We start from the raw sequence: 19828 nt of genomic DNA on the forward strand, positions 1-19828 counted from the left end.
GGTGAGTCTGGTCCCCGGAAAGTAGTTCGGTTCGGTGGCAATTCCGATGTGGGCGGAACTGCGACGCGACCGGGGGAGTCCGCCTTCGCGCAATGGCGTTGCCTGCCAAGATACCTCATCGACTGCCTAATCTGGCGCTATGCGGTGGAGCCGTCGAGGGCCTGCTCCAGTTCGTCGGCGTAGTCGGTGATTTTGTCGCGCTCCGCGCCCAGCGCCCGCATCACGGCGCGGGCTTCCGCGCTCTTGAGGACTTCGGGCATCCGTGTCACCACGGCTCCCAACTGCTCGGCAGCGTTGCGCAGCCGGTATGAGCGCATCCGCGGGTCGGTCTCTAGCGGGAATACGAGGCTGTGGACCGGGTCCACCTCGAACTCGACGGGCGTCTCTTCGTTATGCCGAGGGTCATCACTACCGGCGATGATGCGTGCATAGGTGTGATCTAGGACAATCAGCCGCCGCATCTCGGACTCCATCCGCGCGACGAGGATCAGCAAGGTTCTCGGAATCTGCACATAGACGTCACTGACGGCATTTTCAGGTGAAAAGCCATACGCCCGAACCGTTTCGGCCGCCTCTCGCACCTCAGCGATCAGGTATCGCACACCAGCGACGTCACACCGAATGACATTCCCACCCTCGCGATCTCGGCGGATCTGCTCCACTGTCTCGCGACTCCATCCCTGAAAGCGTCCACCGACGACAGCATCCGGGGCAACAAAACGGCCCGCCCTGATCTCCGAGTTGAGTGCATCCCTGCTAATCCCCAGCTCATCAGCTACTTGCGTGCTGCTCAAATAATTCTTCATGGGCCAAGTATAGAGCTAAACACATTTGTGCGCCACAATTGTGCGACTACGTTGTAGTGTGTCCTCCACTCGGAGTGGTCGTTGCCGACAACCGAGCCCGAGACCTCGGTAAACGACAAATCTGCATCAGATCAAATGAGAAAGCCATGCTGTCCCCAGGCGTAGCGAGAAGGCCCCCGGGCAGATGGGCGACCGGGCATGCATGTCCGCCATGCCGACAGCTCGCGCCGCCCCCGCGGACGTTGCGTCACTGTGACGTTTTGGCCCAGTTTCAGTGCGTGCGGTAGGCGTGTGCGCGATGCTCGATCCGGCCGACGTAAAGCGTGTGGTCGTCGGGGAGTAGACGAAACGTCACCCGGTAGCTTCCTCGCCGCGCTACACGCCAGCCTTCCAGTTCGAACCGCAAGGGCTTGGACATGAGGTACGGATCTGTGGGCAACGTGGCGGTGATGAACTCGGCCATCGCTGCGGACACCTTGTGTGGCAGGCGGTCTAACGCGCGCATCGCGCCCGGCGACAGCTGAACCAACCATGGCTGTGGTTCGCTCACCGCAACCCGTACCGTTGCCGCAGGTCCGCACCTGACACGGCGTTGCCGGCCGCATAGTCGGCATCGGCTTGTCGAAGTTCCTCGACCAGTCCAGGTGTGCGCAGCGCGTGCAAGGTTTCATTCAGTGACTCCAGGTCGTCGGCAGACATGATCACGGCCGCGACCCGTCCGTGACGCGTGATCTGGATGATCTCGTGCGTCGTGTCGGCTTCCTCTACGAGCGCCGACAGCTTGTCTTTGGCTTCACTCAGCGGTACATTCCTCATGCGTCGAGTATAGCCAGGTTTCTGGCCTGTGACTAGCCTGATATTTGGCCGATAACTTAGATTATGTCAACCTGTCAGATAGCCCCATGTCCGACACCCGAATTCGCGCGGCAACAACAATAATTGTCCGGACTCGGTTGCATCTGGCGGCTTTCGCAATGAACCTGGCGGTCGCGGAAATGAGGCGGGTGTCTCGATTCGAGTTGGCAGGGCCGGCCTTCGGCATGGGCAGCAGCCGTCTCGGTTGCGCTGTCGGTGGGTAGTGTCATGATCGCGTACGTGGTGACCCTGTCTTCGTCAGTGCTACGACCCTCCTTCTGGCTGGTCGCAGGCTTAGCCTGGTCGGGCGATGCACTGAGCGGAGCTCCATCGGCTATCGCTATCGCCCCAGACGCTTTGCAAGTCCAACTGCTCAGGACGCCGACACGCCAGGTCTTGGACCTCGCGCGCTACTTCGCGAGCCACAGCCAATACCGCGTTGTATTCCTCGCCGAGCTGACTCGCTGGCTCGACCACTTTGGACGCACGTGGTCCTCGGATGGAATCGACTTTGACCAGGCTCTCTACGACATCACCGAAGTGCTACCCGGGCTCTACTTAGGACTTGATCATCGCTCGTACTGCATTGTCTGCGACGCCTCCCGCCAAGGCATGGTCATCCATTACCCCGAGAGCCGAGAACAGCTCACAGAAGCCGACCGCAACACAACCCGACTCGGGCTTACTCAAACAATCACCGAGAGCTGGCCAGCCTACATCCAATCCATCCAGGGCGACTAACGCCGACACGCGGGCTCGATCCGCCATCTCAGATGAGACGGCGACCCAGGTATGCGCCTCAGGCGAGCTGGCGTACCTGCATCAGGCCGCCAGGTCTGTTGAGAACAGACAGCCGCCGCCGATCCACCGGCTACCGCAACAGGCTCGACGCCAACCCCCGGAACGCTCACGCTCAGGTTCTACGACGGGGGCTGGCGGTGTCGGTAGGACGCGGTCGCGGGGTCGGGTTACGTGGCCAGGTCCTCAGCGTGCTCGGTAAGCCCTGGACGGGGCCAAATCCCGTAGTGCCGGCGCACTGCTCGAATGGCGTTCAAGTAGGCCTGCTCGTCGGTGCGCCGTTCTTTGGGCGAATCCCAATTCTTGCCGAAACGTAGATCTGCGGCCTGGATGTTCAGTATTTCCAGCGGGTACGGGTGTACCCCGCCGGGTGACGACCACAGGTCGATGCGATATTCACCGCGGTGGTCTGCCCCCACCCGGCGCAAGTTCGCATCAAGTAGCGGTTGGCCGTAGTGGCGGTCCAACGTGTAGACGAGGATTCGCTCACCGGTGTCGAGGTTGTCGAACTGGGCGCCGGACAGGCTGAGGTGCTCCGGGTCACGGACAGTCGCTGGTAGGGGGATGCCGTTAGTCTTGGCAACCGTGCCGCTCGCAGCAGTTTTCGTGTGGGTCCACCCACTCGCTGGCCGTGCCAGCGGGCCGTAAACAGCTTCTACCTCAGCGGTGACGTATTCACGCTGACGGTCATCACCTAGCCGCATGTCCGAGCAAATCGTCGGGTACATGCCCGCGTCGACGAGATCGCCCACCCGATTACGCGAAACGCCGAGAGTTTCACCGATCGCTTTATCGGTGAGGCCCTGTTCGCGCAGGCCCCACGCCAGGGCGCCAGCGATGCAACCCGCCGCAGTCCGTGCGAGCTCTTCGCGATACTTAGCTTCGGCCAAAACATCCCGCGCTTGGTCGATCATTGTCGTCCGCCGCTTGTCTGTGTTCTCCACACCAACCATGAAAGCACACACTAGATGCAATGCACCAAGCGTTTGCAGTGCACACATTGAGTGCACGATGGAGCGCTCAACGATCCGTGGCGGTGGGACTCTCCGCCGAACTTTTCCAACATGGGGACTACTCATGCTGCGCGACGCCCGCCAAGCACGCGATGTCAGACCTCGGTGGCGTCAATATGGCACCGCGCCAATGGTTTTAGCGAGTTCTCACTCCCCTACCCGGTGCCAGCCAAGTTGACCGGCTGTGGTTGGCGGGTGGCACAGCGTCCAGGGCATAGACCTCAACGCAGCGGCGTTAACTGGGGGTGGGTGAAGGAAACGAACCCGAGACCCGAGATATGTACTACACAACTACACGGTTGTGTAGTACACTACTGGGTATGGCCATCGAGTTCACCGAGAGTCCGCTGATTGAAGTCATGGCAGAGGTCATCCCGCCGTCAACCGTGAGGATCTTCCATGTCATGGCTGTTCGCGTGAAGTTCCTCGACCGACTCGATCAAAAGGAGGGCGACCGATGAACATCGACCAGGAGGACCGATACAACAAGCTTGCGGATTGGGCCGAAAGTGCCGACCGCGGCATTCATCCCGAGCGCGGCGAAACGGGCACTGAGGCAACGCGATCAAGCCGTGAACTGATCCGCCGGGCCGGTGGTCGGCCCAGCGTTGACCCCGCCTCCGAACCGGGAGCAGTCTCGCCACGCCGGCAAGTTCGGCTGCCCCGTGCGCTTAGCGAGCGTGTCGACCAGCTAGCCGACCGCGAGAACCGAAGCGCCAGCGATCTCATGCGCGAGGCCATCGCCCAATACGTCGCTACGCACGATGAGCAGCGAGCCGGAGACGAGAAAGGCGGGAAACTCGTGAAAGACCCCGACGTTAGGGCGACGGTCGAGCGTGCACTTGAGGCGGGCCAGCGGCGCGAGGACATCGACATGGTTGTGCGGGCTCGGTACACCTACGAGTGGGGCGGCGGGGATGCGTTGCACCTGGAGCTGGCGGATGAAGTCGAGCGACTGCGCACCCTCGTCGGCAAGCCATAGTCCGCGAAACGTACCAAGAGGAAGAGAGCGATAGGTGAGTGAGGACAAGAACAATGAGGACCGAATCGAGTTTGAGATGAGCACGACCTCCACCAACAGAAACACGCTCGTCCCCGATGTAGAGGGCGTGCTCGACGCGCAGCTCGCCGCCATCTGTGTTGCTCTCAACCAGCGGCCATCCGTGGAGCCACGTTTGACCGCAATAGCCGCAGCCTCGCAATACCGCGAAAAGCTGCGTAAAGCGATGGCGCGCCAGGCGGACGAAGACAGGGAGACCGAGAAGACACAAGGCGCGGCGCCGATGCCTCCGATGCCTCAGGTTCCGTGTTCGGGCGACGACCCCGCTCAGCCCGCAATAGAATACGGAGAGAACGGAATTCGTGCATGACTGGATCCGGCTTCGACAGTGGGCGGTGTGAATCTGCATCGGAGAGGTTGCCACAGCAGCAGGGGCGGTTGCGCTTCGGCTATTCCGACCTGGTTGCAGAGCAAGGAGATTCGTCAAACATGAGACTTGAACGCCCGAGCCCATGGCCTCGGGCGCAGCGACTCGGTGCACCGGCGAAGTGGGCCATTCTTGCCCTCGCCGTGTTTGTGGTGGCGCTCGGCGGCGTAGTCGCTGTTCAGAGGATCACGACCACGACATCGCCTCCTAGCCCGTCGCTGCCGGCCCAGTTCGCTGAGTGGATGTCGGCGAATACTAGAAGCGACATCCAGATCAGCAGAGTCTCCTGCCTAGACCCCGCCGCTGGCGGAGCGCTCGTCACATGTCAGTTCACCGCGACGGTCGACTCTCCCGGCGGGACGTCCACCTATTTTCACGACTTCAAATGCCCAGCCACTCTCGACCTCGCAGGCAAGGTCACGCACGTGGAATGCCCGACCGACAGTGCGTGGATGTTCTCGGAGACCACTGCTGTACCCGCAGTATGAACCGTGCTTGGAATCCCCCCGGCTTTAGCCGTGGGGAGGACCCCTGGGAAATCTGAAAGGCGGAACGCGTTGCCGGACAAACAGGCTTGGCTAGATGAACGCGCGGCGGTCCTGATTGCCCGCATCAGTGATCGTGGCATGGTGCTCTCCCACGAGGCGGCCTGCACGCTCCTTGCTGAGCGCCACGCCACCGTGGCCAGCCAGCTAGGTATCAGCGAACGGTCCGCACAGCCTCTACTCGATCACGCCGCCCTCGATGCTCTCGCCGACGAAATCGTCGCCTCATTCACCGATGAGGAACCGGGCGAGAATCTCTTCGCCCTTGCCCGGACGGTGCACATCAGCGTGTCGGTGTTCGGACGCTTGATCAGCGGCCTGGCCGAGACGTTGCTGTTCTACCAGAGCACGACGGCAACCACCGCCGCAGAACGAGCCGCGCGCCAACGCGAGACGGCGCAACTGCTGTCCATCGCAGGCATGATTCAAGCCGAGCACACCCAAGGTCCCATCGCCGCTCCCCCGGCGCTGCTTGCCCGCATAGCGCGGACGTTGACCACCGCAGCCGATCTGACCGACAACGACGCATTAACCCAGGCGCTGCGCCGCGATGCCACCCGAGCACGGACCGCGGCCACCGCGGCACGTCCCTCGCATTGAGTAGCGCTTTAAGTACAGAGCCCGGCAGTTCCTGCCGTTGCCTTTTGTTGAGCGAATGTGAGTGTGCTCGTTCATTAGGCAGCCTCGCCTTGCGGTGAGGCGGTCCCCGTCTGGTCCACCGGGTGGTGGTGCGGGGTTGACGTTTCATCGCCCGCTGCGTCGCCCGCTGGTGCGGGTTCGGTCTCACGCGTGGCTCCACGTCCTGCCACCGGGCCACTCCCGGCGGGACTCTGTTCACCCTGATGTGTGGGTACGCCGAGTCGGGCGAGGTTGGTCGCGGCACCCAGATCGCGATCGATCCGCATACCGCAGTCGTCACATTCGAAGACTCGATCGGCCAGGGTGAGGTTTGACTTTCGCCTCCCACAGGCCGTGCACGTCTTCGATGACGGGTAGAACCGATCGGCCTCCACTAGATGGCTGCCGTACCAACGTGTCTTGTATCCGAGCATGCGCCGGATCTCGGCCAGGGCGGCATCAGCCAAGGCGCGGTTGAGCCCGCGCTTGCGAGCCCCGCCCTTGGCGCGCATGCCCGCGGCGTTCAGAGTTCGACCACCACCACCTGGTGCTGCTGAGCCAGTGCAGTGGTGGCCTTGTGCAGGACATCGCGACGCACGGCCGCGGCGTGGACGTGTGTGCGGCCGATCCGGGCCTGGGTGCGCCGCCACCGCTTCGACGGCACCTGCTTGGTCTTGGTCGCCGGATCGTAGGGGCCGTGCTGGCGGGCGGCGCGGCGCTGCAGCGCCCGCAACCGGCCCTGCGCAGCGGTCAGCGACTTCGGCGCAGCAACGCGATCGATCTCGGTCCCCCCGGGGGTCGCCACGACGAGCAGGCTGTCGGCTTTCACCCCGACATCGACACCCACAATCGGATGGATTGACCGCCGCGCGTGCGCGGGCCGGGCCTTGACCGCGACGATGACCTGCAGAGCGCAGTACCAGCGTCCGGCACTGTCTTGGCGCACGGTGGCCGACAAGATCCGCGCCGTCCCGGCCTCTATCCGGCGGGCCAGTTTGCGCGTCGATTCATGGCTGCGGACCGCGCCGAGTCGCGGCAACGTGATGTGGCGACGATCGGCCTCGCACCGGATGACACCGGTGGTGAACCGCACCGAGCGCGGGGCGCGGGCCGTTTTGAACCGCGGAAAACCGGCTGCGCGGCCGGCCCGCTCACCTTTTCGGGACTTCGACCACGCGTCCAGACCGTGGGCCAACCCATCCAGGCCGGTGTTGTAGGCCTCCTTGGAGTTCTCGGCCCACCATGGCGCGCACGACGGTTTGCGCTGATTCCACACCTTGCGCAACGCCGGCAACGACCACCCCAACACCGAGGTCAACCGATCCTCAGGGACGCCGTAGCTGCGTTCGGCGACCCGCTGATCCATCACTGCCTTCACCAACGCCAACATGTGATTGTGGGCAAACCGCGCAGCACCAGCATGAGAAGCCAACGCCCGCAACTGTGTCGGTGTCGGATCCAGTGCGTACCGGTAGGCCTGCGCGGTCCAACCCTCGGGTATCTCGAACTTAGCCACCACCAACCACCCCGACAGGCTCAGTCTGTTTGGTGGCCGTCACCGCCCGCATCGCACGGTTGCGCGCCCCCCGGCGTCCGTACAGGCGCGCGCACATTGAGGTCAGCACCTCAATCATGTCGCGCACCAAATCATCGACGGTCTCGCCTTGGTCGGCGACGATGATCGTGCGGCCCTGCGCAGACAACGCGGCTTCGAGATACTCAACCCCGAAGCGCGCGAGCCGATCACGGTGTTCCACGACCACCACTGAAGCAGACGGGTCTGACAGGATCCTACGCAACTTGGGCCGCTTGCCGTTCAGACCGGACCCGACCTCGGTCACGACCTCACCGACCACATACCCGTGCGACGTAGCCCAATCAGTCAGCCGTGCAACCTGGCGGTCCAGATCGGCCCGCTGATCATGCGACGACACCCGCGCATACACCACAGTCCGGCCAGCCACCCGGCTGGCCGGAGCATCGACCCAGATCGTCCCCGACTCCAACCGGCGAGCAGGCACCGGCATCCGACCCTCACGAAACCACCGATACGCCGTCTGCGGATGCACACCACTCGCACGCGCCCACTCAGCCAACTTCACACACTCACTAAAACACACATTCGATCACGAATACTCACATTCTCACGAACAGTTCAGTACCCCTAAACTTCGCGATCAAACGACACCGAATCTCATTCCTGCACGTAAACCTGCGGCGGCGAGTCTTCTGCGTTGAAGCCAGGCCACCACCGCTACTTCCACGTTGCCCCCCCGTAGTTCCTGGTTCCTGGTACCTGGCTCAAAGGTGCGAATCGCTGGCTGCCCATGTTTCGTTTCGTTACGTTCCGTTTCGTCTTTCGTTATGTGCTATTCGGTGACGAAAGTGATAAGATGGCGGTATGACTGATGCGAACGCAGCCGCGGCGACGGCCGTTGACCGCTGTCACTACCCCGGTTGCTCTCGTCCTCGCCGCCCAGACCCGGCCACTGGCCGTCCTTCTCGCTACTGCGAGCGGGCCGACGACAGTGGCGGGCCGGTTCACAACCGCGCGAACGCATGGAAGGCACGCCGCACGCAGGCCCCTTCGGGCGAAGCGCGACACACTGAAACCGAGCAAGCCGATGCACCGGTCTCGATGGCGCGGGCGACCCTTGAACAACGTCTTGCCGAGTTCCCTCAGAGGGTGTCTGAGATCCGCCAATATCTCGATGACGTGCTGGTCGGGATTCGCGCGGCCGGCGATGTCGAAGCCGCCGGGGCCGAGGTCGAGGACGCCCACCGTGACGCCCTTGCCAAAGTCACCGAAGCCGAGCGCCGTGCCACCACTGCCGAGCGCACCGCGCGGGCCGCCGACGAGCGAGCAGCGCAGGCACACCAGGAACGCGAGGAAGCCGACGCGCTCGCCGAAGACGCTCTCACCGAGGTTGAGCGACTCCGCAACGCTACCGAGGCTGAAATGGCCGAACTGCGCTCGCAGACCGACTCAGCTGTCGCAGCGGCAGAAGCCAGCCTTGCCGATGCTCGCGCTCGGTTCGGCGAGCAACTCGCAGAACGGGACCGCCACGTCGAGACCGCCCGCGAGGCAGCCAAAGCCGCACAAATCGAGGCCAGCGCAGCCCAAGCAGCACTGGCCGCGGCGAATGAATCGGCCGAGCGTGAACGGCAGACCGCGGCGCAGTTGCGCGGCCAACTCGACCAAGCTCGAACGGATTCCGAGGAAAAGCAGTCCACCCTGCGCAGCCAGATCGACACTGCGCGCGAGGAAGTCCGCGCGGCCACGGCAGACGCTGCGGCGCTACGCGTCGAACTCGCTACAGCTCAGGCACGCGCCGAGTCGGCAGAACGAGCCGCAGACACCGAGCGCGCCACAGTGTCCACCCTTACCGCCGAACTTGATCGTGTCCGCGTCGAGCAACGATCCGAACGTGAACGCTTGCAGACTGCCCACGCTGAGCAGCTCGCACTCGTACAGCGCAGCGCAGATGACAGAGTGCAAGCCCTCACCGACGCGCTCACCCTCGCGCGGCAAGCGACCGGAACCGCCAGCAGCGATGGCCCCGCCAGCCCCGAGAAGAAGGCACCCCGGGAACGTCCTGCGAGCAAGAAGACGCCCGCCCCGCAGGCCCCGCGCGAGTAGCTACCGGCACTGCTCCCCTGCCGAAGGAAGGCGCGTGAGAAACAGCACATGATCCCGAATCAGCTGCCCAGCGTGTGGCTCGGTGAGGCCCGTGCGAACCTGCATGCCTCGGTGAGGGCAATGGCTCAACCGCGACTGCGGATCGTCCACGCCCGTAGGGCCTGGACTTTCGCCATGTACGTCATGGTGAATGAGGCCGACGATGCCCAACCCTCTGAACTCGACGCTGCCACCGTCTTTGCCGACGAAGCTGTCGGCCACATCACCGCCGCGCACGCCGAACTCGACGGCCCACATCCCTCAGGCGTGCGCAACTAACCCTCTTCTCCTCGGCCCCGAGAACGCCGGCGAGCTGCGGCAAGTGCGCGGTCGCGGACCCATGCCGATACGGCCTGTCCGTCGGCTTCGGCTGCGGAGTCGATGATTTCGCGCTCTTCCTCGGTGAACCGGACCGGCACGGCAGCGCTTCGGCGTTGCCCCGCCTTCAAAGGCGGTCTTCCGGGAGACGGCATACGTCGATGATAATCGACTACACAATCCCTATCCGCCGACTTCATTAATCGACTACACTAAAAGCCATGAACGCAGCCGACCAAGACGACCGTGCCGTGGGTCGACTCACCGTGACTGACCTCGCCGGTGTGGTCTATTCGTCGGGCAGAGTGTTCGACGGACTGTCCACCGGCCGGCTGGACACTGAGAACTTCCTGCGGACCGGCAGCCTTGACGGCGTGGCATCGCGCGCTGACCTGGCACTCCTGGAAGATCTACGCGATGCGGCCCAGTTCGTCATCGACCACGCCGCGCATCGAATCGACGCCGGATTCGTGCAGGCCATTAACGCCACCCTCACCCGCAGCGCAGCCCTGCATCCAGGACGGTTACGAACCCAGGAACAGGCCATCGGTGTCACTACGTCCTACGGTCGCCACGCCCCCGACGCGCTCACCGAAGATCAGCTCCAAGTCTTGCTGGACAACGCGACCCGCAGCCCCGACGCCGAAGAAAACGCACTGGACTTGTTCGTGAACCTCGCTAAAGCGCAGCCGTTCGAGGACGGTAACAAACGCACGGCCGTGTTTGTCGCCAACAGCCTGCTCATCGGCGCCGATGCCGGTGTCTTGCTCACGATCCCGGTCGATGACAACGACCCAGGTGTAGCGAGAGCATTCAACGACCTCCTGGCCAGGGCCTACCTCTACAACGAACACGAGGCAGTGAAAACACTGCTACGCCGCGGTGGGCTCACCCAGATCAGCAGGTAACCCCGCACAACGGTTCCTGCGCCATGCCTGGTACCGACACCGCGACTCAATACCCAACGGATACAAGGAGACAGAGTGACATGGGAGCTGACGGAGCTACGTCACTGTGGACGTTCGAAATTGAAGGTCCAGGATACCCAGGCGGGTACTACACCCCGGCCGAGGAATGGGTGAAAGCCGAGTCCGCCGCCCGGTGGCTCGCGCTGGCACTTCACGACTTTGGCGCCATTGCAGGTGACCGCGAGAATGAAACCAAGCAACGCGCGCGTGAGTTTGCACCGCTGATCGAGCAGGTGACGACTACGCATTCATGGGTTGAGGGCGGCCACACGATAACGGTAATCAGAATGGATTCCTCAGCAAGCGACCCCAGCCGCATGGGAACGATGGCAGTCCGTCGGCGGATTCGTCAACGACAACGAGATCTGGCCAGCTCGGGAGGCGGCCCCGACGACACCGCTACCGTTCATCCGTAACACCTCGCAGCAGAGCAGAAGGGACAAAGTCACATGGACAATCAGAGCAGCAAACAACCGCACGTCGCCGGTGAAGTATTCGAGGCGCGGTCGCCTGTGGGTGCCGAGGCGGTGCGGGCGGCGTTGGCGGGTTCGTCGGTGTCTGAGTCGTATCAGAAGGCTGGGGTTACGTTGCCTCCTGCGGGGACTCCGGTGACGGAGCCGATCCCGCCGACGAAGTTGCAGGCCGGTGATGTCGGTATGTGGAAGGACCACCAGGTGATGGCCTTGGGCAACGGCAAGGTGCTGGTCTCAGGTCAGGAACAGCCGTTGGAGAGCGTCAGCTCAGGGCCTGACTTCCTGGGCTGGTTCGACCCCACCGCAACACAGAGGGGTGCCGACAATGGCTAGCAATCCGGTCACGCGTGGGCTGGATCAAGCGGAACGCTGGACGCAGCGTTGGATGTTTACCCGCATCGGAACGCTATTTCTCCTCGCGATGTGCACGGCATGGGCGATAGCGTTTGTAGGCACGCACAAGGGCGCCTGGAGCCCAGTGGTCATGATCGCTGCGACCGTTACCATGGTCGCATTTTTGTGGCTGTGCTCCTTGCGGCGCATCTGGCGCTCCATGCGCTGGAAGCCCGAGGCCCACGAACATCGATCGTAGGCCCGACCGTGCGGCCAGTTCCCTCAAAGGCGTCCTATGCCTAGATTCCATGTCGGGCAATCTCATCCGGCACGATAGCCAGGTTCCCGCATGTCCCAACCCATAGTCGAAGACTCGACGCGACCGCTGGGCGAGCTCATTGAGGACTTCGACGTGATCGCTGACCAATTGATTCCCTACAGTCAGCTTCCACCACGCCTGGCCGCATACGCCAAGATGTATCCAACGTGGCGTGATATCGGTGCTCACACCGTCAAACACCTTGCTGCGCAACCGGCCATCGGGGCCAGTGCTCTCGACGCGATCGTCGGCGCTGCCCGCCGCGCGATTCGCAGCGCAACAGCCGGCCACCCCGATACCGCCCCTGGTGCGGCGGCCAAGCTGCTTGACCAACTTGACCCCGAGACCCGCACCATCGTCGCTACCCGCGTCACTCCACTCGATCCACAGTCGACCGGGCAGGTGGCAGCGATGCTGGGCTGCGCCAAAGCCAGCGTCTCCCGACGGACTCGGCGGGCCGAACGCAAACTCACCGGACTCCTTGAGCACGCCGAACACGAACCCCTGCACCGCCACGCGCAGCTGCTCGCCCAGCGACTTGGCCCCTATGTGCCCGCCCACCTGGCCACCAAGGAACTTGGCCAGTCAGACCAGTCACTTGCGTCCGACACCACAGCGCTGCTGCTGTACGTCGCCGGACCGTACCGCCGCCATCGCCAATGGCTGGAGAACACCGGACTTTGCGGCCGTGAAACCATTGATCGCGTTGCCGCGCAAGCCCTTACAACAGGTGCAGGCGCGCTGCGGACTACCGAACTGACCGCCATCTTGCAGGCCGCGGGGATGCACCCTGACGCGATCGACGCCTACCTCGATGAGACCTACCTCCACACCACCATCGCTGGCCGACGCATCACCCACACCGCAGAGACCACGGCCAAGATGGCGGCGGCGGTACTGCACGCACACCAACGGCCACTCACCGTCGATGAGCTCCGCGCTGATATCGGCATTCCCGCCTCGCCCGGCTCGGTGACAACCGTGCTCTCGGCCCACAAGGAATTCGCGCGGGCCAGCCGCACCACCTGGGCGCTGCGCGCATGGGAGCTACCCCAGTACACCAGCATCAACGAAGCCATCGCGAGATACATCGATGACCATGGCGGGCACGTCCCCACCACCGAGCTACTCAATGACCTCCAGGCCGCATACCCCGACATCAGCGCACGATCCCTGCGCACCTACCTCGCCACACCCCGATACATCACCCGAGACGGCTACAGCCGCCGCCGCACCGCCGACGACCCTGCCCCATCCAGCAGACCCCTCAACCAGGCCCGGGGCGTGTACCGCACCAACACTCAAGTCATCCGGCTTGCACTACCGGTCACCACCGATCTACAACGGGGGTCTGGCCGCGGTATTGCCGTGTCCGTCGCGCGGGCCGCGCACATCACTCTCGGCGGGCACCAGACTTTCACCAATCCACGCCATAGCCCGATCACCGTCACCTGGGTTACCAACGCGAGCAACAACGCACGCATCGGCTCGCTCCGCACCCACGCCCACGAGCTGAACGCCACGCTCGGGGACACACTGATCATCACCTTCAACACTCACCGCCGCACATACTCGATTGCCACACTCGATCCGACAGCACCGGCCACCGAACAGATCGCTCAACTCACCGGGCGCGATCCCCGAGACCCCAACGCTGCCATGTCCGCCGCACTGGATAACCCGCAAGCAAGCCCTGAGCACATCCTTCGCCGACGCGGCGACGGCGACGTTGCCGATCTACTCAAGCGGGCATGCGCGGAAGCCAGCACTGCCGCGCACCGAACCGAGCACTCATGACACCAACTTCCGACGACGCGCCCACTGGTCCCCTTCCCGAACTCAGCCAGTTCTTCACCTGGTCTGCTGCCGACGACCCACACCCGTACCCGCCGCCGGCCACTGACCTCGGCGTGAGCGCTGCCGCCCACGGCACATCCGTCAGCGCCCAGGACTCACATCTGGGCGCGAGCTTCGACCACACGATCGCTATCACCCCGAACCGACGCCAACCGCGTATGCAACGACCTCTGGTTATCCTGTGGTCGATCTTTGCCGTTGTTGCGACCATCGCGGTCGTGCTGTGGGTGATCCTTCTATGGCCATCACCAGCACCGCCGCAGACCACCAGCGCCCCGGACACCGCCACCGACACCACGACGGTCGCTGTGGAACTCCTGCGCCGCAACCTGCCACCTGGATATCGACCATCCGACTGCACTCCCACCGTGGAGCCCGCGCCAACCCTGGCTGGCCTGCGCTGCGGACCACACCCCGCCATCGCCGAGGCCACCACCGCGCACTACACGCTCTATGACGCCACGACAGACCTCGATGCCGCGTTCGCCGAAGTCACCTCCTCCACCACCGCGAAGGTTTGCCCAGGTGGCTACCAGTCCCCGGGCGCGTGGCGTCGTAACGCCAGCCCCGAACGTGTCGCCGGAACCCTGCTGTGTGGCACCAACCCTGCCGGTCAACCCATGGTCGCCTGGACCACCGCATCGACACTCGTGCTGGCGACGATCCACGCCGACACACCGCAAACACCCACTCTGGAACAGCTTTATACCTGGTGGTCAAGCCACTCCTGACCAGGCGCGGGATCACCCACTCAGACCCGAGGTGGCACCTGCGTCGCGTCGTCCAACAGTCCGCAGCCCAGGTAACCGACCTGCGCGGCGTTGAAAACCCCCGACTCGCCCAGAACGGGGTCGAGGACCGCCCCAGCGTGCACTGCAAGGTTCTGAATCCCGGCCTGTAGAACCTGATTACTCGCCGCTGGAGTCACCACCAGTGCGCTCACGCGCAACGAAGTACCATCCTCGGACAAGAGGGCATCACTGATATGGCGCCGCTCCGTGGAGTCATCCAGCCGGCACCACACCTCAGCCGTTACCCGGCAGAACCAAAACCGACCCGGCATATCTGAGCGCAACCGTCCGGCCACCGACAGCTCCAGCGGCAGGCGTGCAGCAATATCCGTATGGGGAAATCCCCGCAGACTATGAAGCACCAGGGCCACGCACCGAGCATACCTCCTGCAACCGTCACCGGGCTGGAGTCGGCCGCAAACGAATCAGCCCCCGAACCCGTTCTCTTGCTGCGTCATTCGACATGATGTCGCGAAACCGTTCACACAGCCCGTATTTATCGACTACACTAATTGTTATGAGTTCATTGGATATGACAGTCCTGCAATTGATTTCACACGATCAAGCCGACGACTGGGCCGGTTCCCGGCTCACGTCAAGTCAGCTCGAACGCCTTTCCGCGGCCATCCCGCATTCATCGATACCCGATGCCATAGCAACGATCATCGACGGATTCGACATCAGCGACGACGACGCTGCGTGCCGCGACCCGTTCGATGAAGGCTGTCGCGAATCCCTTGACGACGGGCAGGGCTGGGCCGGGTGCTGCGGCGGGTGCGCAGACCGCATGGAGGGGTTGCACGCCGGAAGCGAGTGGGGTGATGACTGCCAGCCATCCGAAGACCACCGCGGGTGCATCACGTGTCGCTGAAAAGCCCGCGCTCAACGAGATACCGCCCGCCGCGACAACAGTACTAGGAGACACCATGATTGACCGCTCTGCCTATCCATTGGAATCCGTCGTCAGAAACGGTCACCATGCCCTCATGACCGCCCGATCTGCCTCCGGCCGCGCACTTGCTGCACTCCTGGGCGCGGCCGCGATAGTGCTCGCTGGATGTCACAGCCCTTCATCGTGGACGGCGCACACTGCCACTACCGCCACTTATCCGCCGATGCCGGCCACGGATGTGATCGACGGTCCGTTTCCTGTGGTACGCGTTATCGACGGCGATACGATCGTGGTCGAAATCGACGGTACGCCAACGACTATCCGCATGATCGGCGTCGACACACCCGAACTCCTTGACCCGCGAAAGCCGGTTCAGTGTTTCTCGCGTGAGGCATCCGAGTACACCAAGTCCCTGCTCACTGGCCAGTCGGTCTACCTGGAATACGACCCCACCCAAGACCGTATCGACCGCTACGGGCGCGGCCTGGCGTATGTCTGGACGACCGCCGAGCGACTTGTCAATCTCGACCTCATCGCCGAGGGCTACGCCAACGAATACACGTACAGGACACCCCACCGCTACCAGGCGGAACTTCGAGCGGCCGAAAGCGCCGCTGCCGATGAATCCCGTGGACTGTGGTCACCTGAGACCTGCCCAGCGTGATCATCACCAAACGCCGCGCACCAACCCAACATGGGTGGTTATACACCGCCACTGGCGGTAGGCTATAGCCAACAAATATGGAATGGAGGCTTTTGATGTGTATCGACCAGCCAGCATCCGCCGCGACATGACGTATACCTCCGAACCCGAATGGCATCTGCCTCCGTGGACCGACGACGAAGTCGCGAACATCAACGACTACCAGCGGTCTGGAGAGATGCACCCGCTCACCTGCGGATGCGACCCGGCCATCTCCGCATCGAACACCGAACCCCACCAAGATGATTGGGACTTCTGATGCGTGTACAACTGGGTGATTGGTGGACCCGAGACGAAGCTGGAAAGACAACAGCCCAAGTAAGGGAAGGCCGTGGCTCACGCACGCACTCTGGTAGCCTTTCGCCCTCCACCGCGCGTATGCTGTCGGCAAGAAGTCGCGGCGTCATCACCGCGAGTGAAAGGACCACAGCCGATGTCTCCTACCCAGGCCAGCACCACCGCCGAGGAACGCAAACGCGCCGGCGTGGTCGCACGTGAACTGCAAGCTCAAGCCGACCGCGCGCTCCTGGCGCGCATCATGCCCGTGGTCGGCCGCAACATCGCACAGCGGCGAGAGACACTCGGTCTGTCCCAGCGCGCCCTCAGTGAGCAGGCCAGCGTTGATCGCATTTTCCTGCGCGGCGTGGAAGCCGGCGAACGCACTCCCACCGTGGTGTTTCTGGCCAAGATCGCACCGGCCCTGCAGACCACCGTGGCTGCATTAACCAGGGGCATCGAGCAAGCGATGGCCATGCCGTCCCAGGACTCTTGACTTCGCCCCAGCGCGGTCGCGGTCCCCGAACGAAACGGTAGTAACAACATGGACCCGTTCGACTCCCCGCCAGACCGCAGCGCTCAGGTACCCGCCAGCTCTCCCCCCTACGTGGCGGCCGTGCGGCCCTTCCACGCGGTCAGCGCCGACGACAACCACCCCGTTGCCCGAGTGCGCCTCACCAACGGCCTGACCTACCTCAGCTGGCACCACGTCCGCCACGATGACCTGGCCGCCGTCACCCACCGGCCAGTGACCTACTGGCTTCACATCGACCACCACGCCCGTGGCGTTGTAGCCCGCATCCGCGAACTGACCGCCACTGGAGCGCTGCCCCAGGTCGTGTGCTTCACCGAACTGCGCCACCACATCGACCCCAACAGCGGATGGACCCCGGCTATCGCCGCCCTCTCACCCGAGGATTGGACCGCCGTGCAGCACCGCGTCACCGACATCCTGCGCAGCGGCTAGCTCGCTAGGTCGGAAGCGGGCGCAGTGTCCTCTCTGGTGCCTATCGGACCCAACCCATCAGTCCGCCCCGCATTCATGGCAGCAGGCATACCCACAGTCGTCCATCCACGCGCAACCGGGGACATGTCCGCACGCGTAGCAGGGCTTGTGCCAGGTGCTCTCGTCGGTTGGGTCGCATGTCGCGTTCGCGCAGCGGCTGCACATGTTGAGCGCGCCTGTCCCCTGCTGCGCTTCGCACGCCGAGCAGGGCGCACCAACACTCATGGGCTGATTCACCTCAGGAAGGTCCAATTTCAGTGGCTCACTGGTTGACATACGAGGCGACACCTTTCTAGGGAGTGGTGGTCATAGCCTACCATCGATGGTATGTTATAGCCAACCGCTATGTGCGGTCACCAGGTCCCCCTCCCACGCGAAAGGCGCTATCTCCCATGGACACATACCCGTCCGCTGACTCCCCGATCGACTACACCCTCAGTGACGAGCACCCCGACTCGCCTATCGACTACGCCTTAACCCCGGCAGGCCTACGGGCAGCGATCCGCCCCGCAGTCGGACACCACCGGCTGTTCTGACCCCGACCGAACTGGAGAATCTACAATGACTGTCATGAGCCAGCTCCAGCGCCGACCGGTGTCCTACACACCCGAGGAAGCGTCGTCTCTGGCGATCGCGGCCGCCGGCCTCGCGGGCTTCCCCGACAGCGACTCGGTTCGTGAACTCCTGGCCCGTATGGACAGTGGCGAACTTGACGAGGAGCAGGCTGCCGCAGAGGTGGTCGCGCGCTTCACCCAGCCGGGATTCTGTGAGAGGTGACGTCCTACGACACGTGGGATAGTTACTTCTGGCCTGATGCACCAGGTGTACTCAAAAACAAATTCGGCATCAAGAACTACCCCGACCTAGCGGTTGCCGAAGCACACGCTGTAGCGCCTCGCATGCGCGGAATTATCCTCGATGACCCGTCCACGCTTCCCGCGACCGTCGACCTCGATTACTACCGACGCGTGCACCATCGCCTCTTCCAAGACGTCTACCCGTGGGCCGGCACCACCCGCGTCGTTCCAGAAAATGCGATGGCAAAGCAGTGGCGCGATGTCGTCAACTTTGCACCCGACGACCGGTCCGCCCCGTGGATCACCTATCGGTACCCAGCGGGACGCCTCGTAGAGGAACAAGCCACAGCTGTATTTGCCCGACTCCAGCAGGCGTTGAGCGACCCGGCAAACCTTGCCCCGCAATCATTTATCCCGACGATCGCCCAGCATTGGGGCCAGCTGGATCAGGTCCACCCCTTTCGCGAGGGCAACACCCGCAGCCAGACCATGCTGATGGCCACCGTATGCCGCAAGTACGGCTACGCACTCGATGGCGTGCAACTTCTTGCACGGCGTGAAGAGTTCATCGGCGCCCGCTACCACGGGCACAGCACCGGACACTACGGCCGCCTCACTGCCCTGCTGCTGGACACCGTAGAACCACGCACTACAGAACAGGTCACTGACCAAGAACGCCAGTGGGCGCAGTCGCTCATCCCGCAGAGCCGCGGTCTGAGCCTCTAACTCTGGGGCGGTCTCCTGAGATGGAACGCGACCCACTGGCTGAGGCAGCGTCCGAACGCGCATTCGTGGGTCCGTCGGTGGTCGCAGACTCACGGTCCGCGCGCAACGAAGCCTTCGGCGTCCTGGTATCCCGCTCGGCGTTCGGCTCCCCACGAATCGATCTCGTATCGGACTCGCCGGCCGACCTATCCGCCGCCGTGTTCCCGCGGCGCTCCCCTGCGGCGCGGCTTCCCCGCGTGCCCGATCGGCTCGCTCTCACCATGGACTCCTCGGCTCCAGCTGTGGTGCTGGTGGTCTCGCGCGCATCGGCGTCCCCGGAACCCTCGCCTGTCTGCTGTGCAACAAGACGGTCCTCAATGGTGTCGGCCGTGGACGCCGCCAGCTCGCTTGGGGCAGATGCTTGCTCGGTCGCCGCGCCCGGTTGGTTCGCCGGTTCGGCGTCTGCGGTGACTTGGGGTGCGCTGGTGCCGGGGGTGATGTCGAGCGTGATCGTGGTGCCCACAGCAGCAGGTGTGTCCGTGATCGCGGGGGTCCGAGCCCCCGAGGTGGACACGGGACCTGACGAAAATTGGTTGAGGCCTGGTCTCTTATGGTGACGTCCGATGGCCGAGAACGCGCTGCCGCGGAT

General features: G+C 63.6%; 29 protein-coding genes. 20 read left to right on the forward strand and 9 right to left on the reverse strand.

All coding sequences use genetic code 11. The features are described 5' to 3' along the window. Positions 1–137: 137 nt before the first annotated feature. From BST47_RS28315 to BST47_RS28325, 3 genes are all read right to left on the reverse strand, one after another. Positions 138–806 carry a hypothetical protein gene (locus tag BST47_RS28315; protein WP_133056251.1) on the reverse strand — a complete coding sequence of 223 codons (669 nt, stop codon included), beginning with the start codon at positions 804–806 and terminating at the stop codon, positions 138–140. A gap of 271 nt (positions 807–1077) precedes the next feature. After that, the gene (locus BST47_RS28320) at positions 1078–1356 is read right to left on the reverse strand and encodes a type II toxin-antitoxin system RelE family toxin (protein ID WP_039584124.1); all 279 of its coding nucleotides are present in this window, start codon (positions 1354–1356) and stop codon (positions 1078–1080) included. Next, a complete protein-coding gene (locus tag BST47_RS28325) occupies positions 1353–1622 on the reverse strand; it encodes a type II toxin-antitoxin system Phd/YefM family antitoxin (RefSeq protein ID WP_039584126.1) in 270 nt (89 codons plus the stop codon). The genes BST47_RS28320 and BST47_RS28325 overlap by 4 nt, the downstream gene beginning before the upstream one ends. Positions 1623–1889: 267 nt before the next feature. Here BST47_RS28325 and BST47_RS28330 point away from each other — a divergent pair, with 267 nt between their 5' ends. Beyond that, a complete protein-coding gene (locus tag BST47_RS28330) occupies positions 1890–2402 on the forward strand; it encodes a hypothetical protein (RefSeq protein ID WP_083129144.1) in 513 nt (170 codons plus the stop codon). Between the two features lie 227 nt (positions 2403–2629). Here BST47_RS28330 and BST47_RS28335 read toward each other — a convergent pair whose 3' ends face one another. Then, the gene (locus BST47_RS28335) at positions 2630–3460 is read right to left on the reverse strand and encodes a hypothetical protein (RefSeq protein ID WP_133056252.1); all 831 of its coding nucleotides are present in this window, start codon (positions 3458–3460) and stop codon (positions 2630–2632) included. Positions 3461–3792: 332 nt separating this feature from the next. On the opposite strand from BST47_RS28335, the gene BST47_RS30830 reads away from it, so the two are divergent. The 5 genes from BST47_RS30830 to BST47_RS28350 all read left to right on the forward strand — a co-directional run bounded on the left by BST47_RS30830 (position 3793) and on the right by BST47_RS28350 (position 6044). Continuing rightward, complete coding sequence (locus BST47_RS30830) at positions 3793–3933, forward strand: hypothetical protein (protein ID WP_165799859.1); 141 nt, start codon at positions 3793–3795, stop codon at positions 3931–3933. Further along, positions 3930–4454: a CopG family ribbon-helix-helix protein gene (locus BST47_RS28340; RefSeq protein ID WP_083129146.1), complete on the forward strand. Its 525-nt coding sequence runs from the start codon at positions 3930–3932 to the stop codon at positions 4452–4454. Before BST47_RS30830 ends, BST47_RS28340 begins: the two co-directional genes overlap by 4 nt. Positions 4455–4488: 34 nt before the next feature. Further along, the gene (locus BST47_RS28345; RefSeq protein WP_083129147.1) at positions 4489–4842 is read left to right on the forward strand and encodes a hypothetical protein; all 354 of its coding nucleotides are present in this window, start codon (positions 4489–4491) and stop codon (positions 4840–4842) included. A gap of 119 nt (positions 4843–4961) precedes the next feature. After that, the gene (locus BST47_RS30835) at positions 4962–5387 is read left to right on the forward strand and encodes a hypothetical protein (RefSeq protein WP_165799861.1); all 426 of its coding nucleotides are present in this window, start codon (positions 4962–4964) and stop codon (positions 5385–5387) included. 138 nt (positions 5388–5525) lie between these two features. Further along, on the forward strand, positions 5526–6044 hold the full coding sequence (locus BST47_RS28350) for a hypothetical protein (protein WP_070354495.1): 519 nt from the start codon (positions 5526–5528) through the stop codon (positions 6042–6044). Positions 6045–6118: 74 nt separating this feature from the next. Here BST47_RS28350 and BST47_RS31375 read toward each other — a convergent pair whose 3' ends face one another. Genes BST47_RS31375 through BST47_RS28360 form a run of 3 tightly spaced genes read right to left on the reverse strand, consistent with a single transcriptional unit; the run spans position 6119 to position 8164 of the window. Then, a complete protein-coding gene (locus tag BST47_RS31375) occupies positions 6119–6574 on the reverse strand; it encodes a zinc ribbon domain-containing protein (protein WP_234809910.1) in 456 nt (151 codons plus the stop codon). A gap of 11 nt (positions 6575–6585) precedes the next feature. Beyond that, the gene (locus BST47_RS28355) at positions 6586–7578 is read right to left on the reverse strand and encodes an RNA-guided endonuclease TnpB family protein (RefSeq protein ID WP_234809911.1); all 993 of its coding nucleotides are present in this window, start codon (positions 7576–7578) and stop codon (positions 6586–6588) included. After that, complete coding sequence (locus BST47_RS28360) at positions 7571–8164, reverse strand: IS607 family transposase (RefSeq protein WP_083129149.1); 594 nt, start codon at positions 8162–8164, stop codon at positions 7571–7573. The genes BST47_RS28355 and BST47_RS28360 overlap by 8 nt, the downstream gene beginning before the upstream one ends. 584 nt (positions 8165–8748) lie before the next feature. Here BST47_RS28360 and BST47_RS28365 point away from each other — a divergent pair. Together BST47_RS28365 and BST47_RS28370 are read left to right on the forward strand one after the other, a co-directional pair. Then, positions 8749–9702 carry a coiled-coil domain-containing protein gene (locus tag BST47_RS28365; protein ID WP_200845888.1) on the forward strand — a complete coding sequence of 318 codons (954 nt, stop codon included), beginning with the start codon at positions 8749–8751 and terminating at the stop codon, positions 9700–9702. 48 nt (positions 9703–9750) lie between these two features. Continuing rightward, entirely contained in the window at positions 9751–10020 is a 270-nt protein-coding gene (locus tag BST47_RS28370; protein WP_083129150.1) for a hypothetical protein, read from the forward strand. Here the strand turns inward: BST47_RS28370 and BST47_RS30425 are convergent. Continuing rightward, the gene (locus tag BST47_RS30425; protein ID WP_159229547.1) at positions 10017–10214 is read right to left on the reverse strand and encodes a plasmid mobilization protein; all 198 of its coding nucleotides are present in this window, start codon (positions 10212–10214) and stop codon (positions 10017–10019) included. The two genes, BST47_RS28370 and BST47_RS30425, sit on opposite strands and share 4 nt — an antisense overlap. Before the next feature lie 66 nt (positions 10215–10280). On the opposite strand from BST47_RS30425, the gene BST47_RS28375 reads away from it, so the two are divergent. The 5 genes from BST47_RS28375 to BST47_RS30840 all read left to right on the forward strand — a co-directional run bounded on the left by BST47_RS28375 (position 10281) and on the right by BST47_RS30840 (position 14740). Beyond that, positions 10281–10967: a Fic family protein gene (locus BST47_RS28375; protein ID WP_070354493.1), complete on the forward strand. Its 687-nt coding sequence runs from the start codon at positions 10281–10283 to the stop codon at positions 10965–10967. 80 nt (positions 10968–11047) lie between these two features. After that, on the forward strand, positions 11048–11443 hold the full coding sequence (locus BST47_RS30530) for a hypothetical protein (RefSeq protein WP_133056253.1): 396 nt from the start codon (positions 11048–11050) through the stop codon (positions 11441–11443). A 33-nt stretch (positions 11444–11476) separates the two neighbouring features. After that, entirely contained in the window at positions 11477–11833 is a 357-nt protein-coding gene (locus BST47_RS28380) for a hypothetical protein (protein WP_068920347.1), read from the forward strand. Between the two features lie 349 nt (positions 11834–12182). After that, positions 12183–13949, forward strand: coding sequence for an RNA polymerase sigma factor sigma-70 region 4 domain-containing protein (locus BST47_RS28390; protein ID WP_083129151.1), 1767 nt, complete (start codon positions 12183–12185; stop codon positions 13947–13949). Continuing rightward, positions 13946–14740 (forward strand): hypothetical protein, encoded by a 795-nt coding sequence (locus BST47_RS30840; RefSeq protein ID WP_165799860.1) that lies wholly within the window; start codon positions 13946–13948, stop codon positions 14738–14740. Before BST47_RS28390 ends, BST47_RS30840 begins: the two co-directional genes overlap by 4 nt. Before the next feature lie 20 nt (positions 14741–14760). Here the strand turns inward: BST47_RS30840 and BST47_RS28395 are convergent, their stop codons facing one another. Further along, on the reverse strand, positions 14761–15171 hold the full coding sequence (locus tag BST47_RS28395) for a hypothetical protein (RefSeq protein WP_176749603.1): 411 nt from the start codon (positions 15169–15171) through the stop codon (positions 14761–14763). A 146-nt stretch (positions 15172–15317) separates the two neighbouring features. On the opposite strand from BST47_RS28395, the gene BST47_RS28400 reads away from it, so the two are divergent. From BST47_RS28400 to BST47_RS28425, 7 genes are all read left to right on the forward strand, one after another. Next, positions 15318–15671 (forward strand): hypothetical protein, encoded by a 354-nt coding sequence (locus BST47_RS28400; protein WP_125939774.1) that lies wholly within the window; start codon positions 15318–15320, stop codon positions 15669–15671. Continuing rightward, a complete protein-coding gene (locus tag BST47_RS28405) occupies positions 15622–16356 on the forward strand; it encodes a thermonuclease family protein (protein WP_234809912.1) in 735 nt (244 codons plus the stop codon). Before BST47_RS28400 ends, BST47_RS28405 begins: the two co-directional genes overlap by 50 nt. Positions 16357–16483: 127 nt before the next feature. Then, positions 16484–16654 (forward strand): hypothetical protein, encoded by a 171-nt coding sequence (locus BST47_RS30845; protein ID WP_165799862.1) that lies wholly within the window; start codon positions 16484–16486, stop codon positions 16652–16654. Between the two features lie 174 nt (positions 16655–16828). Next, positions 16829–17167 (forward strand): helix-turn-helix domain-containing protein, encoded by a 339-nt coding sequence (locus BST47_RS28410; protein WP_083129153.1) that lies wholly within the window; start codon positions 16829–16831, stop codon positions 17165–17167. Between the two features lie 48 nt (positions 17168–17215). Further along, positions 17216–17638 carry a hypothetical protein gene (locus BST47_RS28415; RefSeq protein WP_070354488.1) on the forward strand — a complete coding sequence of 141 codons (423 nt, stop codon included), beginning with the start codon at positions 17216–17218 and terminating at the stop codon, positions 17636–17638. 609 nt (positions 17639–18247) lie between these two features. Next, entirely contained in the window at positions 18248–18454 is a 207-nt protein-coding gene (locus BST47_RS28420; protein WP_125939772.1) for a hypothetical protein, read from the forward strand. Continuing rightward, positions 18451–19200, forward strand: coding sequence for a Fic/DOC family protein (locus BST47_RS28425; RefSeq protein WP_068920339.1), 750 nt, complete (start codon positions 18451–18453; stop codon positions 19198–19200). Before BST47_RS28420 ends, BST47_RS28425 begins: the two co-directional genes overlap by 4 nt. Positions 19201–19828: the final 628 nt, after the last annotated feature.

It is taken from the genome of Mycolicibacterium tusciae, from assembly GCF_002086795.1.
Classification (GTDB): Bacteria; Actinomycetota; Actinomycetes; order Mycobacteriales; family Mycobacteriaceae; genus Mycobacterium; species Mycobacterium tusciae.

Coding starts and splice junctions, on each gene's coding strand:
- BST47_RS28315 (WP_133056251.1), bottom strand. CDS start 806: ATGAAGAATTATTTGAGCAGCACGCAAGTAGCTGATGAGCTGGGGATT.
- BST47_RS28325 (WP_039584126.1), bottom strand. CDS start 1,622: ATGAGGAATGTACCGCTGAGTGAAGCCAAAGACAAGCTGTCGGCGCTC.
- BST47_RS28330 (WP_083129144.1), top strand. CDS start 1,890: ATGATCGCGTACGTGGTGACCCTGTCTTCGTCAGTGCTACGACCCTCC.
- BST47_RS28335 (WP_133056252.1), bottom strand. CDS start 3,460: ATGTGTGCACTGCAAACGCTTGGTGCATTGCATCTAGTGTGTGCTTTC.
- BST47_RS30830 (WP_165799859.1), top strand. CDS start 3,793: ATGGCCATCGAGTTCACCGAGAGTCCGCTGATTGAAGTCATGGCAGAG.
- BST47_RS28340 (WP_083129146.1), top strand. CDS start 3,930: ATGAACATCGACCAGGAGGACCGATACAACAAGCTTGCGGATTGGGCC.
- BST47_RS30835 (WP_165799861.1), top strand. CDS start 4,962: ATGAGACTTGAACGCCCGAGCCCATGGCCTCGGGCGCAGCGACTCGGT.
- BST47_RS28350 (WP_070354495.1), top strand. CDS start 5,526: ATGGTGCTCTCCCACGAGGCGGCCTGCACGCTCCTTGCTGAGCGCCAC.
- BST47_RS31375 (WP_234809910.1), bottom strand. CDS start 6,574: ATGCGCGCCAAGGGCGGGGCTCGCAAGCGCGGGCTCAACCGCGCCTTG.
- BST47_RS28370 (WP_083129150.1), top strand. CDS start 9,751: ATGATCCCGAATCAGCTGCCCAGCGTGTGGCTCGGTGAGGCCCGTGCG.
- BST47_RS30425 (WP_159229547.1), bottom strand. CDS start 10,214: ATGCCGTCTCCCGGAAGACCGCCTTTGAAGGCGGGGCAACGCCGAAGC.
- BST47_RS28375 (WP_070354493.1), top strand. CDS start 10,281: ATGAACGCAGCCGACCAAGACGACCGTGCCGTGGGTCGACTCACCGTG.
- BST47_RS30530 (WP_133056253.1), top strand. CDS start 11,048: ATGGGAGCTGACGGAGCTACGTCACTGTGGACGTTCGAAATTGAAGGT.
- BST47_RS28380 (WP_068920347.1), top strand. CDS start 11,477: ATGGACAATCAGAGCAGCAAACAACCGCACGTCGCCGGTGAAGTATTC.
- BST47_RS28390 (WP_083129151.1), top strand. CDS start 12,183: ATGTCCCAACCCATAGTCGAAGACTCGACGCGACCGCTGGGCGAGCTC.
- BST47_RS30840 (WP_165799860.1), top strand. CDS start 13,946: ATGACACCAACTTCCGACGACGCGCCCACTGGTCCCCTTCCCGAACTC.
- BST47_RS28400 (WP_125939774.1), top strand. CDS start 15,318: ATGAGTTCATTGGATATGACAGTCCTGCAATTGATTTCACACGATCAA.
- BST47_RS28405 (WP_234809912.1), top strand. CDS start 15,622: ATGACTGCCAGCCATCCGAAGACCACCGCGGGTGCATCACGTGTCGCT.
- BST47_RS30845 (WP_165799862.1), top strand. CDS start 16,484: ATGACGTATACCTCCGAACCCGAATGGCATCTGCCTCCGTGGACCGAC.
- BST47_RS28410 (WP_083129153.1), top strand. CDS start 16,829: ATGTCTCCTACCCAGGCCAGCACCACCGCCGAGGAACGCAAACGCGCC.
- BST47_RS28415 (WP_070354488.1), top strand. CDS start 17,216: ATGGACCCGTTCGACTCCCCGCCAGACCGCAGCGCTCAGGTACCCGCC.
- BST47_RS28420 (WP_125939772.1), top strand. CDS start 18,248: ATGAGCCAGCTCCAGCGCCGACCGGTGTCCTACACACCCGAGGAAGCG.